Source organism: Paenibacillus sp. J22FR21 (genome assembly GCF_056269135.1).
The window spans coordinates 223,757-239,054 of record NZ_JBWDNJ010000007.1; the positions used below are offsets into that span (position 1 = coordinate 223,757).

A 15,298-nucleotide genomic window follows, 5' to 3' on the forward strand; every position below is an offset into this window, starting at 1 on the left:
ATCCACAGTATGATGAACACGTTCAGCCGCAAGGCTGAACGTGTTTTACAAAGTCCAACCTGAGTAGGTGAAGTCAAATGAGTTTGAATCGCAAGCAATACTGGATCGCCTGTTTGTTCCTCGTGCCGGCGCTTGCTATCTTCGGCATGTTCTTCTACTATCCGTTCCTGCAGAGCATCTACTATTCCTTTACCGAGTGGAACGGGATTAAGGCGCCGCGTTATATCGGACTCGACAACTACAAGTATTTGTTTCAGGATGTGCAAATGCTTGATGGCATGAAGAATACGCTCAAAATGGTGCTGTTTGGCCTCGTCGTACAGAACCCGCTGGCCCTTCTGCTGGCACTATTGCTCAATCGAAAATTTCGGACGCGCGGCTTTCTGCGTACCTCTTTCTATTTGCCGGTCATCATCAGTCTCGTCGTAACCTCGGTTGTATGGGGCGAGCTGCTGAAGTATGACGGCTTTATCAACGGCATTCTGCAGCCTATCATCGGCGAGGTTAATGTGCAGGATTGGCTGGGCACGGTGTACACGTCGTTCCCGACGATTATTTTGCTGACGCAGTGGCAGGCAATTGGGTATTGTGCTTTGATTTATCTCGCTGGACTTCAGGCGATTCCGACCGATATTTACGAGGCTGCGGATATCGAAGGCGCGAAGGGGTTTGCCCTGTTTCGCATGGTGACCTTGCCGATGCTGATGCCGTCCGTGACGATCGTGCTGTTTTTGACCATTGTAGGTGCGCTTCGACTGTTCGATCTGCCTTTCTTGCTGACGAATGGCGGGCCGGGTTCGTCCTCGTACACGCTGTTTCTCGCCGTCTATAATGCGGCCTTCAAGAACCAGACCTATGGGTATGCGACAGCTGCGGGTATCGTGCTGGCGGTCTTCATTATCATCGTGACCATTATTCAGCTCAGCATCACGCGGCGCAGGGAGGTTGAGCTATAGCATGGGACTGAATCGGAGACCCTCGATTGTGCTTGAGGTGCTGCTGTTTGCAGCGGCACTATGCTTCTTGTTCCCGGTTTTCTTCCTGGTGGAGATGAGCTTCAAGGAGCCGCGTTATTTCTTCAAACCTTACGAGCTGCCGCACAGCTTCTATCTGGACTATTACAAATCGGCTTTCACCGATATGGCGTTCTTCCGCGGGTTGTCCAATACGTTGCTGATTACAGCAGGAGCGCTTGGGCTCACCATTCTGGTAGCCTCGATGGCGGGTTATGTGCTCTCGCGCAGGCAGGAGAAGCTGTTTCGCTTCGCCTATATATTCTTCCTTTCCGGCATGGTTATTCCGGCGGTAGGCTCGCTCATTCCGCTCTTTACGATGGCGGTCGATATTCATCTGATGAATACGCGGACACTGCTCGTGCTGATCTATACGGCGGGATTCATCCCGTTCGCGTCGTTTCTGTATGCAGCGTTCACGAAGTCGATTCCGCGGGAGCTGGAGGAGTCGGCGAGTCTGGACGGCTGCGGACCGTTGCGGCTGTACTGGCGGATTATTTTCCCGCTGCTGCTGCCGGCAACCGGTACGTTTATCGTGACGAATGTGTACGGGGTATGGAATGATTTTCTGACCCCGCTCATCTTCCTTAACCAGCCGGAGAAAATGACTCTCATGCCGCAAATCGTCCAATTCATGTTCAACAAACAATCCGTCAACTACGGCCCCGTGTTCGCCGTCAGCGTGCTGGCCGTGCTGCCGCTCGTCGTGCTGTTCGCGTTTACGCAGAAGTACATGCTCCGCGGCTTAACCGCGGGAGCGGTGAAGGGGTAGGGGCGGCTCTGCGGTGGATGCAGCTGCGCTAACCGCGTGAAAGAGTAGCTCAGGGAGCCACACATGGGTGGAAAAGTAGCAGATTCGGCGAAAAAGTGGTTCTAGGGGCGACACATCGAAGGGAAAGTAGCAGATTCGGTGAAAGTGGTTCTAGGAGTAACACATCGGAGGAAAAGTCGCAGAAAAGAGATCAAGAGAGAGGTACCAGTTACCGCTCATTGGTGGGAAAGCGACGAAAAGAGATCAAGAGCGAGAGAGGTACCAGTTACCTCTCACTGGTGGGAAAGCGACGAAAAGAGATCAAGAGAGGTACCGGTTACCGCTCATTGGCAAGCAATGAGCAAGAAGCATACCAGGAGGTCTACATTAGCGAGAATGAGCTCAATTCGGAATAAGAAGCGTACCAGGAGGTCTACATTAGCGAGAGCGTCTAGTATATTCGCAGGAGGCGATGATTAGTTATGGCAGAGCATAACCAAGCGTACGAAGTAGCGGTGTACTATTTTCCACAGTGGCATCCGGATCCGAAGAATGAGGCGGCCAAGGGCGAAGGTTGGACGGAGTGGCCGTCGCTTCGGGTGGCGAAGCCGGTTTTCGAGGGGCATGAGCAGCCGAAGGTGCCGCTCTGGGGCGAGCTTGACGAGTCCGACCCTGCCGTGTCGGAGAAGCAGATTGATGCAGCCGCGGATCATGGCATCACTTCGTTTATCTATGACTGGTACTGGGATATGGGCGGCGGCGAAGGGCCGTTCCTGCATCGTGCGCTGGAGGATGGATTCCTGCAGGCGCCTAATCGCGACCGGCTGCGTTTTGGCATCATGTGGGCGAATCACAATGAGGTAACGCGTGAGCGATTCGATGCGATGACGGATTATTTAATTATCCGATATTTTAACGAGCCTAATTTTCTGAAGATCGAAGGTAAACTCTATTTCTCCATCTACGAGTGCCATACCCTGATCAAAGGGCTCGGCGGCATCGCGGAAACAAGAGATGCCCTGCAGTCCTTCCGGGAGAAGACGCGTGAAGCCGGCTGCGGCGAGCTCCATCTCAATCTGGTGGAGTGGGGGCTGAACGAGCTCAATCGCGAAATCATCGGACCCGACACGAATGAGCTGATTCGAACGCTAAACATTGATAGTGTTACTTCCTACGTTTGGATTCACCATGTGGAGCCGGCCTCGTTCCCGGGTTCTCCCTACGCAGATTGCGCGGCAGAAGCTGTCGCCAAATGGCCGGAGTTCCGCGATGCATTCGAGGTTCCATACTACCCCAATTCGACGATGGGCTGGGATCCCTCGCCGCGCTGCAGGCAAGATATTCCGCTCGTGCGCGGGGAATATCCGTATACGCCGATCCTGACCGGCAATACCCCAGATGCCTTCGAGGCGAATCTGCAAGAAGTGAAAGACTATCTCGATCAGTCCAACCTTGCCACGCGCATGTTCACCATCTATGCATGGAACGAGTGGACGGAGGGCGGCTACCTGGAGCCGGATACGATTCATGGCATGAAATACTTAGAAGCGATTCACAACGTGTTTGGCACATAACGCTTACAAACCTCTGATGGTTTCCATCGGAGGTTTTATCATTTGAGCTTCATAATTTGACCGCCAAGTAAAAACGTGTTATTTTAGTTCAAAGACTATTAATCAAAAAAAGTTGATCTATTGGCCTGTCCCTTATTCCAACAAGAAGGTGATTCCATTGAAGAAAGAGTTACCTGTAAATCAGTTCATTTTACCGTCCATTTCGTTTAGCGACTACGAGCGGAAATTTAAAGCGCTGGCCGATCAGAAGCGGCTGCAAATCTTATTCGAACTCTGTCAGCGCGGCAATACATGTGTGTGTGATTTGACCGAAATCGTTGATATGCCGCAATCCAAGCTTTCTTATCACCTTAAGATCTTGTTGGATGCTAACTTAATTACAAAAGAAACAAAAGGCACATGGAGCTATTACGAGCTTAATCCGACTGAAATCGGAGCCCTTCTTTCCGAGCAGCTGTGCTGCATTTTCAGACCCAAAGATCAGAATTCAGACTGTTGTTAAATTTTTTACGGACAATTAATCAAAAATAATTGATTTAACGAAGCTCGGAGGAAATCATGCTCGTCATTGCAATCCTTATCTTTCTTATCACGCTTACGTTTGTCATCTGGCAGCCTAGGGGACTAAACATAGGTTGGTCAGCAAGCGGCGGTGCGATTCTTGCGCTGATTTGCGGCGTGGTCGATTGGGCCGACGTCATTAACGTCACGAGCATCGTGTGGAATGCCACGCTTGCTTTTGTCGCGATCATCTTGATTTCACTTATTCTCGACGAGCTTGGCTTCTTTGAGTGGGCAGCGCTTCATATGGCGCGTCTGGCTAAAGGCAATGGCAAGCTAATGTTTGTCTACGTCGTTCTCCTTGGTGCAGCCGTAGCGGCATTCTTTGCTAATGACGGCGCCGCGCTCATTCTGACGCCGATTGTTCTTGCCATGGTGCGAGCGCTCAACTTCGATCAGAAGATGATCTTGCCGTTCATCATGGCGAGTGGATTTATCGCGGATACGACCTCGCTTCCGCTTGTGGTGAGTAACCTTGTTAATATTGTATCTGCCGATTATTTTGGCATCGGCTTCGTAGAGTACGCCGGCCGAATGATCATTCCGAATTTGTTCGCACTGCTGGCGAGCTTGGCGGTATTGATTCTGTTCTTCCGCAAGAGCATCCCCGGCAGCTACGATGTAAAGCAGCTCAGACAACCAGCCGATGCGATCAAAGACAGGAATCTATTTAAACTTTCGTGGGTTATCTTAGCAGGGTTACTGATTGCATACTTCGTAAGTCCGTTCATCCACGTTCCGGTTTCGGTCATTGCGGGAGTCGTCGCTGTTTTGTTTATGCTTGCCGCACGCCGCAGTCCAGTCATCCCTACATGGCAGCTTGTCAAAGGTGCTCCGTGGACGGTCGTGATTTTCTCCATTGGGATGTATGTTGTCGTCTACGGGCTTCGCAACGTTGGACTAATTGATGAGCTCGGCAGTGTCATTCAAGCGATCGCGGCAAAAGGATTATATATCTCCACAATCGGCATGGGTTTCCTTGCAGCGATATTGTCGTCCATGATGAACAACATGCCGACCGTGATGATTAACGCGCTTGCCATAGATGGAACCGCCACGCAAGGCGTAATCCGCGAGTCTCTGGTGTATGCCAATGTCATCGGCAGTGATCTGGGTCCGAAGATCACACCGATCGGATCACTCGCGACCTTGTTGTGGCTGCACGTGCTATCGCGCAAGGGTATTAAGATCACATGGGGCAACTATTTTAAAACAGGCATCGTGCTTACGGTTCCAACGCTCTTCATCACGCTGACAGGATTGTATCTCTGGCTTCGTTTACTAACAGGATAAGGGAGACTATAAACGATGAATAACAAACCGCTCGTATATTTCTTGTGTACAGGGAACTCATGCAGAAGCCAAATAGCACACGGCTATTTAGAGGCGCTTGGCGGCGATAAATACGAGGTGAAAAGCGCAGGCCTTGAGGTGCATGGCTTGAACCCGCGTGCCGTTCAAATCATGAAGGAAGCGGGAATCGATATTTCGCATCACACTTCGGATGTCATTGATCCCGACATCTTAGCTGCTGCGGATTACATCATTACCCTTTGCGACCACGCTAACGATAACTGCCCGGTTGTGCACAATGATAAAGCTGAAAGATGGCATTGGGGTTTCGAAGATCCGGCGAAAGCGACAGGTACGGACGAGGAAGTCATGGAGAAATTCAGAGAAGTACGCGGTTCGATAAGAGAGCGAATGGAGCAATTTGTGAGAGATGGCAAGTAGTCGATATGAAATCGGAGTTCCATTCGTCCCCACGGTGGAGTATACTCTTTTTTAACATTTGTGATGGGGGGGGGGCAGGACCATGTCTACGCAAAATAAATCCGATCGAGGCGAGCTCAAGCGAATTCTCCGCGAACTGGGGCATGAGGAGCTTGTGGAAATGTTGTCCGAGCGTATGTCCGGCTCGGACCTGAGCACGCTGCTGCTGGAAGTGTTCAGGCAGCGCACCGCCAAGCGGCAACCGAGCGAGCTGCTGCGAAGCTACAAGGAGAACCGCTTCGTGAAGCCGGCGGTCGTCGATCCGCTTGCGCTGAAGCAGCTGGAGCTCGATCTGCTGCGGATTGCGCAGCAGCATGCTTACGCGCCGGTACAGCTGTCGCCCGTTGCGCCGCTAGGATCCTGTTCCATCGTGGCGCCGGCCGATCAGAACAAAATCATCTCCGCCCTCAGAGGCACTGAGGTCGTCGCGGATGTGACCAACCTGCTCGCGCTCCATATCGCGGACGGCCTCAAGTCCGGGGACCTGAGCAACGCACAGGAGATGCTGCGTTATTGCACGACCCATCGCCATGTCCGGGCACAGAAATTCCCGAATGTCCCGGGGTTTCTGCCGCATTTTGGCCTCTATGCCATGGTAACGTCGGGGAAGGACAACGGCTCATACTCCTTCGAGAAACAGGCTGTCTGGGAGCATATTGCCGTTTACCGCGAGATGTTCCGAGCACAATTCGGAGGAGCGGAGATCGAAATTATCATGAACGCTCGCCCGGGCTATACGGATTCGGAAGGGCTGAACAGCCGCCTCATTCAACATATCCGAGAGCAAGCGCCGGAGCTGACAGTCACTGTTAATAGGGAGCCATCGGACAATGCCTACTACAAAGGGCTTCAATTTACGATTAAAACAACGATAGACGATAAAGTGCATTACATTGGCGACGGCGGTTTCGTCGATTGGACGCAGCAGCTAATGGGCAGCAAGAAAGAACGCATGCTAATCAGCGCCATCGGACTCGACCGACTGCTGCTTCCATAAACAACGCAAAAAGACCCTGAGCACATAGTGCCTCAGGGTCTTTCAATTCCATTATGCTTTAGCGGCAAGCGGTGCAAAAGCGCCGCGGTACGCTGCAATGATTTCATCTTCCCAAGTCTCGTTGTCGGAGTTCGGAATGCGATTCTCTTGCTTCATCACTTCGAACACTTGGCGCATCCCTTCTTCAAGGGAAACGGTCGGAATAAACTCAGGCACATCGCGCATCAGCTTCTCGCAGCTGTAGTAATCGTTGTGCATGAAAATCTCTTCGCAAATGCCGAAACGGCCGGCATCGAAGGATTTGAGTGTTTGCAGCGGTACGCCTACCAGCTCAACTTCCTTGCCAAGGACCTTCATAGCAAGCTTATGCTGCTGCTCCCAAGTCGTAAAGCCGCGCGGTACCACGTTATACGTTTGGCCCAGACAGTGCTTCTTGCCGAGTACGCCTGCGAATGCTTTGGCAGCATCGTCGACATGCAGGAAGGAGTGAGGTGCTTTGCCGTCGCCGCAAATGAGAATCGGTTTGCCTTTGAGAATACGATCAATCCAAGAGAAGTCCCATGCCACTTGGCGAAGAACGCCGCTTTGCGGACCATAAGTAGTCGACGGCTTCAGAATCGTAACCGGGAAACCTTCGCGGTAGTAAGCTTCCATCAGCGCCGTATCGGCATCCACTTTACCTTGGCCGTAGCCGCTGATCGGACGCAGCTGGTGATCCTCGGTAACAGGCATCCACTCATACTCCACGCCATACGTACATACCGTCGAGCATTGAACAAATTGCTGCACGCCGCGGAAGGCACGAATGCTGCTCTCCGCGTCTTCACGATTAAAGCTGATCATATCGATTGCGGCATCGAACTTCTCCTGCTGCATCGTTTGCTCGAATTTCTCGCGCTCTTGACGATCTCCGTTGATGACGCGTACGCCGGCAGGCAGGTCGACGCTGCTTTGGCCGCGGTTATAACAAGTTACTTCGTGGCCTTGCGCGACCAGAAGACGAACAATGCTTGTACTGATATTGCCGGTACCGCCTAGGATAACAACTCTCATGTGGAAACATCCTCACTCTCTCGTCTTTAATCCTGTGAAGCAAAACCTCCTGCTAATAGTACCACAGGAGGCTGCTCGAATGGCAATCCTAATCTGGCCAAAGATTACTGAAATGACAGCGCTACCGTCCCCGAACAGCGGCGACCGCAAGCTCGCGAAGCGACTGCCAGGCTGCTGCGCGCTGAGCCAGAGCGGCCATAACTCCGTCGATGTCCGCGATCAAAGCTTGCAGCTCCTCGCCGGAGGCGGCCTCATCCGCCAAGCCGCTCGGCAATGGCAGCGCGGATAGAAGAAGCCGCGCTTCTTCGCGAGCCGCTGCTATTGCTGCAGCCGTGCCGCCCGCTGCCGTGCCGCCCGCTGCCGTGCCGCCCGCTGCCGTGGCAGCTTCGGCCGCCGCCGCAGCGAACAAATCGCCGCCGCCGAGCAGAGCTGCCGTCGGCATCGCCCCGCTCGCGGCTAGCGTCACCGCCGCAGCGGCCAGCGCTTCCGCTTCGGCCGCAGCCTCCGCCGCGCGCCGTGCTCGCTCGGCTTTCGCCTCGGCGGCGAGCTCGGCCTTCTCCGCCGCAAGCTCAGCTGCGCGTTCGCGCTCCGCCTTGTTCTGCTGCACAGTGGACCACGTCTGCAGCAGCTCATGTCCGTTCTTGTAGAGCAGCTTGTCCTTCGTGCCGGACGAAATTTCTTTGTCCTTGAACAGTTTAGCGATCTTCTTCACATCGCTGACAGGCAGCGCGTCACGGGCGATAATGAGTGCAAGCGGATCGCGATGCTCAATCGGAAGATCCTTGATCGGCAGCAACTGGTCTTCGGTCAGCTTGCCCTCCCGAATTTCCGTGCCGCTGACAATCAGCTTCCGCACGGAGTTGCCGAACTTCAGCAGCTCGCATTTGTTCTTGATATAGCTCTCGGGTTTGCCGAGTTTGCCGGCGAGGTACTTGATCGAGCTGTTGAATTTGGACTCGTTCATCAGCTTATGGAACGCTTCGGCTTCCTCGATCGGCGAGAAGCCCTCCCGCGTCAAATTCTCCGCGATTTGCTCCAAATAAATTTCCATTTCATCGGTCACATTCGAAACGATGCAGGGGATGGTTTCCTTGCCGAGCATCTTGCTGGCTTTGTAGCGTCTGTTGCCATAGATGATTTTGTAACGTCCGCCTGGGGTGGTACGCACTTTAATCGGGGAGAGCAGGCCGATCTCCTCGATGCTCTTCATTAGCTCCTGAAGCGCTTCTTCATCGAACTGATAGCGCGGCTGGTCGGTATCCTCATCGATTAGATGAGTCGCAATTTGAATGATATCCATATAATTTCTCCTATCTTCACAGTAAGAGTCCCCCGTATTATATACCAGGAACCATTCTGTGAAAAAGAGTTCACGCGGATTCGTGAGAAATCCAGTTGGGAATTCCGCGAATCGCTTAGCATGAAACGGAAATCGTTTGTCTATGTTCATGGCTATGATGAAAACAACTTCTTAGCCTGTTTTTTGCGTCCATAGTGCTGCTTTACACCATTTCCCTAAATTGGTTAATGATCTGGGATGTGATACGATGTAGACATTCTTTGTTTATTGTTGAATGGAGCTAAGAGGAGGTTATTCAAGTTGTCTTATTTATCGATTAGCACGTGGAGTTTGCATCGGCTGCTGGGGCCGCTTCGGTTTACGACGTGGAATGCGAAGGCCGGGCAGCATGAGCAAAGTGTTCAGGAACAGCCGCAAGCGTTGACCCTGCTGGAGCTCCCAGCCGAACTGGCGAGAAGAGGGTATCAAGCAGCAGAAGTATGTCACTTTCATTTTCCATCAACAGACCCTGATTATTTAGCACAGCTGCGGGAAGCATTCAGCGCTGCAGCATTGTCCTTCGATACGCTGCTGCTTGATTATGGCGACCTCACCTCCGAAGACGAAGAGAAGCGTGCAGCAGACATTCGTTTCATGCGGGAGTGGATTGATATCGCATCGCTGGCAGGCGCGAAGCAGATTCGCATCATTGCCGGAGAAGCGCAGCCGGATCAGGAAGAAGCGATCCGCAAGTCAGCTGATGGCCTTATCGAGCTTGGTCGTTATGCCTCTGAGAAAGGTGTGCGTGTTGTATCCGAGAACTTTAAGGCGCTCACTTCAACGGGCACATCGAGCGTGAAATTATTAGAGAGCATCGGCGACGCGGCTGATTTCATTACAGACTTCGGCAATTTCGCGTTTCCAACCAAATATGCAGAGTTTGCTATGACCTTGCATCGCAGCGTATCCGTTCATGCCAAAGCGCAGTATGACGGCGACGGATACCCTGATCGAGAAGAATTTCTCAAATGCTTAGAAACCGTGCGTGCGGCTGAGTTTAACGGCGCAATCGTACTTATTTATGATGGTCCCGGCGACATGTGGGCAGGGCTTGATCGGATTAAAGAGATTGTAGCGGAATATTTATAGAGAAGAGGTGATTGAAATGTCCTTTGTCATTGATGCCGCAACCCGAATCGGAAAGGTCCATTTGCGAGTTAGCCATTTGGAGCGTTCGCTTGCGTTCTACCGTGAAGTTGTAGGGCTGCAGGTTCTCTCTCAAGGAGAAGGCACAGCGGAGCTGGGTGCACAGGACAGCTCTGCACCTCTGCTGCATCTGCGAGAAATCCCGAATGCCGTGCCGCGTCCGCGCCGATCAGGAGCGGGTCTGTATCACTATGCTTTGCTGGTGCCGGACCGTAAGTCACTCGGCCTTGCGCTGCGCAACCTCGTTGCAAGCGGCATCCACATTGGGCAGGCTGATCACTTCGTGAGCGAAGCGTTATATATTGCAGATCCCGACAACAACGGGATCGAAATCTACCGAGACCGCCCTCGCGAAGAGTGGGAACGCGATGAGAAGGGGCAGTATGTGATGGGCCTCGATCCGATCGACTGGGAGGGCTTGTTGGCGGAAGCCGGCGATGCACCGTGGAGCGGACTGCCTGCAGGCACGACAGTGGGACACATTCATCTTCATGTCTCTGAACTGCCGACTACGGAACATTTCTACCATGATGTGCTCGGCTTCGCGCTTGTCGCTCAAATGGCGGATTCTGCGCTCTTCATCTCAGCAGGCGGTTATCACCACCACATCGGACTCAATGTGTGGGCAGGCATCGGCGCAGCGTTAACACCGGAGAACGCGCCGGGACTCGATTATTATGAAATCATACTTCCAAACGAATCCGCGCAAATGGCGCTCTTCGCACGTTTGCAGGCTGCAAGTGTACCTCTGCAAACCGACCGCGGAACGGTCATCGTACGCGACCCGTCCGGCATCGAGATTCGGCTTATCGTCCGATCGCAAGCGCCGCGCTAATAGAATGGTTATGACGCAAAGCCTCTATTATCCATCGACCTGGAAGAGGCTTTTTTGCTGAGTAAAATGTGTGATAATTGCAAATTCGGATGGACGCTACTATCATTGATTTGCTTGATTTATCTAGACGTACACCGCTTCATTGTGTAAACAATTTTGTGTGGAGATATGCAATTACTGGTAAGAGGGAGGAGCTGCTTCATGGCAAGTCAGCGAGGGTTGCTGGTAACGTATATTCGCAACAATTGGTATATCTACGCATCCGGCATTTCGTTTTCCATTGCGGCGAATGTATTTCAGGCTTATTTTCCGAAAGTGCTCGGCAGTTTCACGGATCAACTCCAGCAAGGTGGGCTTACCAAAGACGCAGTCTGGGATTCCAGCATGATCTTACTCTTAATTGGCGTTGCCTATGGCGTACTTGGCGGTATCGGACAGTTTCATATTATGTATGTGGGCCGCAAATTTGAATGGTATACGCGCAGGCGATTGTTTAGCCATTTCACCACGCTTGGCGAGCAGTACTATTCGAAGAACGGCGTCGGCAAACTGCTCAGTTATGTCATGAATGATGTAACGACTGTACGGGAGTCAATTGCGATGGGCGTCAATCAGACGGCGAACGCTGTGATGCTCATTATATCCGTTATCGTCATGATGATTCTGAGCGATATTCCGATTTATCTGATTCTGGTTTGTATTTCGCCGTTGCTGCTCATCCCATGGGTAGTCGTGCGAGTCGGACCTAACATTCGTAAGCGCTCTCTTGCTGTCCAGGAGTCGCTTGGCGCGATGACGGAATCTGCGGAAGAACAGTTCGGCGGCATTCGCGTGACGAAGAAATTTGCGGTAGAAGACATTATGAACGAGAAATTCGGCAAATCCGTTGACCGGATCAGGGATAATCAGCTGAAGCTGGTGCGCATCTCGTCTTATTTTCAAGCACTCATTCCTTTTCTCGGGGCACTATCCCTCATCATTACACTGGCTTATGGCGGGTATTTGGCACTTGGCGGCACGATTACGCTCGGTAACTTCGTTGCCCTTACGCTCTATGTTCGCATGATGGTCAACCCGCTGCAGGCGATCGGGAATGTGATCAATACGATTCAACGTTCTCGCGCGTCTGTCGAGCGATTGAATGATCTGCTGAACAAGCAGCCGGAAATTAAAGAAGAGCCTTCTGCGGTGGAGGTCGATTGGGAGCGCGAGACGCTGTCGATCAACGACTTGTCCTTCACGTATCCGGATTCGCCGGAAGAGGCGCTTAAGCATATTTCGCTTCAGGTAGCACCGGGTAAGACGATTGGCATCGTAGGGAAGACAGGTTCGGGCAAAACAACCCTCACCAAGCTGCTCCTTCGCGTTTACGATCCTCCACTCGGGGCAGTAACAGTCGGCGATAAGGATCTGCGCAGCTTGAAGCTTGAGAATTTGCGCGGTGGAATTGCTTATGTTCCGCAGGATGGGTTCCTGTTCAGCTCGACGATTCGGGATAATATTTCGTTCTACAAACGCGGTGCAGACCTTGCCCTAGTGGAGAAAGCAGCGCGGCATGCCAAGATTCACGAGAGTATCATGTCGTTTCCCGATGGCTTCGAGACGAAGCTAGGCGAGCGGGGCGTTACCCTCTCCGGCGGTCAGCGTCAGCGGACTGCGCTTGCACGCGGCATGATGATGGATGCGCCGATTCTCATTCTGGATGACAGCGTCAGCGCCGTCGATGCCGTTACGGAGACCGCTATTATTGATACGATTCGTAAGAAACGTCAGAACAAAACAACGATTATTATCGCTCATCGGATCAGCGCGCTCAAACATGCCGATGAAATCATCGTGCTGGACGAGGGCCGGATTGTGCAGCGGGGAACGCATGGATCACTGCTTGCGCAGGGCGGCATCTATGCCATGCTCCATGCCATTCAGGAGGAGGGAAGCGGCGTTGGCTAAAATCATCAACAACGGGCAGGTGGACGCGAGATTAGATAGTCCGGTTGCTCCCAGCAAAGAGAGTAATAAGGAGGCTTACAAGGGGCTTATCGCATATGCGAAGCCGTATCGATTGACCTTTCTGGCCGTGTTTGGCTGTATTATCGTTGCGATCGCCGCAGATTTGCTGCAGCCCTATCTGGTTAAGATTGCGATCGATGATCATTTGATGAAGGGCGATCGCAGCCCGAATACGCTTTTTCTCATTGCAGGCCTTTATCTTCTACTTTCAGTCGCAGGATTTGTATTTACGTTCTTGCAAAATAATCTGCTTCAGAAGGCCGCCCAAGGTATCGTTGCTGCGATTCGCAAGAAGCTGTTCCGCCATATCTCGAAGCAGTCGATGTCGTACTTCGACCGTGTGCCAAGCGGCAGTCTCATCACGCATGTGTCGAGCGATACGGAGTCGCTCAATCAGTTCTTCTCGCAAGTGCTGCTAAGCGTGCTGCGTGACGGCCTGACACTGGTGTTCATTATCGCGTTAATGTTTCAGCTTGATGTGAGGATGACGCTCTACTGCCTTATTTTGCTGCCGATCATTGCACTGAATGCTTTCGCATTCCGTTCCTATATGCACACGACCTACCAGATGGCGAGAACCAATTTGTCGAGAATGGTTGCTTTTGTTGCAGAGAATTTGGCCGGCATGCGCATCATTCAAGTGTTCCATCAAGAGAGAGAACAGCAGAAGCAGTTCGATGAGAAGAATCGCCTCTACTTCCGCTCCAATTTGCGGGAGATTCGGACGAACGTGCTGTTTAACCGCTCTTTTGAAATTATGGGCAACTTGTCCGTTGCATTCGTCACGTGGCTTGGCGGCAATGCGGTGCTGGGCGAAAGTCTTCCGTTTGGCGTACTCTTCGCGTTTATTACGTACATTCGTCAATTCTTCCAGCCAATCAATAATATCTCGCAGCAGTGGAATACCCTTCAATCCGCAACGGTATCGTTGAACCGGATTTGGGGAATATTCGGTACGGTGCCGGAAGTGCGGGATGCCGAGAATGTACGAAGCTTGGATGCTGCGGCTGTGAAAGGGAAGATTGATTTTGACGGCGTGAAATTCGGCTACAAGGATGGCTTGCCGGTTATTCATCATCTGGATCTGCATGTGAAGCCTGGCGAAATGATCGGAATCGTCGGGACAACCGGCGCAGGCAAAAGCTCACTCATCAGTCTGCTCTGCCGATTCTACGATGTGCAGGAAGGCCGCGTCACGATTGATGGCACCGATGTTCGCGATCTGCCGCAGGAGACGCTTCATCGGTTGATCGGCTTGGTGCAGCAGGAGCCCTACCTCTACTCCGGCAGCATCATCGATAACGTCCGATTGTTTGACGAGACGATTACGAGAGAGCAAGTCATGGAGGCGTGCAGACTGGTAGGCGTGGATACGCTCATCGGACGGATGAAGGACGGCTACGATACACGCTTGTCTGAGCGGGGGAGCGGGCTGTCTGCCGGCGAGCGTCAGTTGATTTCATTCGCGAGAATCATCGTGTTCAAGCCGAAGATCCTTATTCTCGATGAAGCGACAGCTAACTTGGATTCGCATTCCGAACAGCTCATTCAAGAGGCGCTGACGGTCGTCTCCCAAGGGCGGACGACGCTGGTTATCGCGCATCGGTTGTCCACCATTATGGGAGCGGACCGGATCCTCGTCATGAAACAAGGCGAGATCGTTGAGGAAGGCAACCATAGGGAGCTGCTCGCGCGCGGCGGATATTATGAGGAGCTGTACCGGCATTCGCAAGGGCGGAAAGCACAGCAGCTTGCCGCGGGAGCGGCTGGAGCAGCGACTGCAACAGCTGTTGGTGTGAAGAAGAGTTGCGGAGTGGGGTAGCGGGGATAGCGGGGATAGAGCGGGTGAACGGGGCATAAATGGGGATAACTATGGAAGTTATCCCCGGAAATTTGGTCAAATGTGGATGGTTTGTGAGTAAATCTGTGGATAGAGTGGTGAAACTCGCCTCGGTGCCGGGATTGTTAGTCCAAAGCGGACTATCCGCTCTCGGTTGCTCTCGAAGTAACTTGCTCTCGTTCGCTCGAAGCTACCTGTTTTCGTTCGCTCGAAGTAACTTGCTCTCGTTCGCTTGAAGCTGCCTGCTTTCGTTCGCTCGAAGTAACTTGCTCTCGGTCGCTCGAATTACCTACTCTCGTTTGCTCGAAGTAACTTGTTCTCGGTCTCTCAAACTGACCTACTCTTGGTCGCACGAAGTAATCTGCTCTCGGTCGATCTAATCTACACTAGGTCTCTCGCGTCAAAA

General features: G+C 52.4%; 13 protein-coding genes. 11 read left to right on the forward strand and 2 right to left on the reverse strand.

Annotated elements, in window-relative coordinates; translation table 11 throughout:
• Positions 1–77 precede the first annotated feature (77 nt).
• The 7 genes from AC0YNS_RS24170 (at position 78) to AC0YNS_RS24200 (ending at position 6,669) form a co-directional block, all read left to right on the forward strand.
• Positions 78–956, forward strand: coding sequence for a carbohydrate ABC transporter permease (locus AC0YNS_RS24170; RefSeq protein WP_475783499.1), 879 nt, complete (start codon positions 78–80; stop codon positions 954–956).
• A gap of 1 nt (position 957) precedes the next feature.
• Positions 958–1,785 (forward strand): carbohydrate ABC transporter permease, encoded by an 828-nt coding sequence (locus AC0YNS_RS24175; protein WP_475783500.1) that lies wholly within the window; start codon positions 958–960, stop codon positions 1,783–1,785.
• Positions 1,786–2,246: 461 nt separating this feature from the next.
• Positions 2,247–3,338, forward strand: a complete 1,092-nt coding sequence (locus tag AC0YNS_RS24180; RefSeq protein WP_475783501.1) for a glycoside hydrolase family 99-like domain-containing protein — start codon at positions 2,247–2,249, stop codon at positions 3,336–3,338.
• A 187-nt stretch (positions 3,339–3,525) separates the two neighbouring features.
• On the forward strand, positions 3,526–3,840 hold the full coding sequence (locus AC0YNS_RS24185) for an ArsR/SmtB family transcription factor (RefSeq protein ID WP_475783637.1): 315 nt from the start codon (positions 3,526–3,528) through the stop codon (positions 3,838–3,840).
• 56 nt (positions 3,841–3,896) lie between these two features.
• Entirely contained in the window at positions 3,897–5,192 is a 1,296-nt protein-coding gene (locus tag AC0YNS_RS24190) for an arsenic transporter (protein WP_475783502.1), read from the forward strand.
• 15 nt (positions 5,193–5,207) lie between these two features.
• Positions 5,208–5,633: an arsenate reductase (thioredoxin) gene (arsC, locus tag AC0YNS_RS24195; RefSeq protein ID WP_475783503.1), complete on the forward strand. Its 426-nt coding sequence runs from the start codon at positions 5,208–5,210 to the stop codon at positions 5,631–5,633.
• Between the two features lie 82 nt (positions 5,634–5,715).
• Entirely contained in the window at positions 5,716–6,669 is a 954-nt protein-coding gene (locus tag AC0YNS_RS24200; RefSeq protein ID WP_475783504.1) for a hypothetical protein, read from the forward strand.
• A 51-nt stretch (positions 6,670–6,720) separates the two neighbouring features.
• On the opposite strand, the gene AC0YNS_RS24205 is transcribed toward AC0YNS_RS24200, so the two are convergent.
• The gene (locus AC0YNS_RS24205) at positions 6,721–7,722 is read right to left on the reverse strand and encodes an NAD-dependent epimerase/dehydratase family protein (protein WP_475783505.1); all 1,002 of its coding nucleotides are present in this window, start codon (positions 7,720–7,722) and stop codon (positions 6,721–6,723) included.
• Between the two features lie 121 nt (positions 7,723–7,843).
• Complete coding sequence (locus tag AC0YNS_RS24210; protein WP_475783506.1) at positions 7,844–9,022, reverse strand: ParB/RepB/Spo0J family partition protein; 1,179 nt, start codon at positions 9,020–9,022, stop codon at positions 7,844–7,846.
• A 300-nt stretch (positions 9,023–9,322) separates the two neighbouring features.
• On the opposite strand from AC0YNS_RS24210, the gene AC0YNS_RS24215 reads away from it, so the two are divergent.
• From AC0YNS_RS24215 to AC0YNS_RS24230, 4 genes are all read left to right on the forward strand, one after another.
• Positions 9,323–10,150 carry a sugar phosphate isomerase/epimerase family protein gene (locus AC0YNS_RS24215; RefSeq protein WP_475783507.1) on the forward strand — a complete coding sequence of 276 codons (828 nt, stop codon included), beginning with the start codon at positions 9,323–9,325 and terminating at the stop codon, positions 10,148–10,150.
• A gap of 16 nt (positions 10,151–10,166) precedes the next feature.
• Positions 10,167–11,042, forward strand: a complete 876-nt coding sequence (locus AC0YNS_RS24220) for a VOC family protein (protein ID WP_475783508.1) — start codon at positions 10,167–10,169, stop codon at positions 11,040–11,042.
• 201 nt (positions 11,043–11,243) lie between these two features.
• Positions 11,244–12,992, forward strand: coding sequence for an ABC transporter ATP-binding protein (locus AC0YNS_RS24225; RefSeq protein ID WP_475783509.1), 1,749 nt, complete (start codon positions 11,244–11,246; stop codon positions 12,990–12,992).
• Positions 12,985–14,874 (forward strand): ABC transporter ATP-binding protein, encoded by a 1,890-nt coding sequence (locus AC0YNS_RS24230; RefSeq protein ID WP_475783510.1) that lies wholly within the window; start codon positions 12,985–12,987, stop codon positions 14,872–14,874. Before AC0YNS_RS24225 ends, AC0YNS_RS24230 begins: the two co-directional genes overlap by 8 nt.
• The last annotated feature ends 424 nt before the right edge of the window (positions 14,875–15,298 follow it).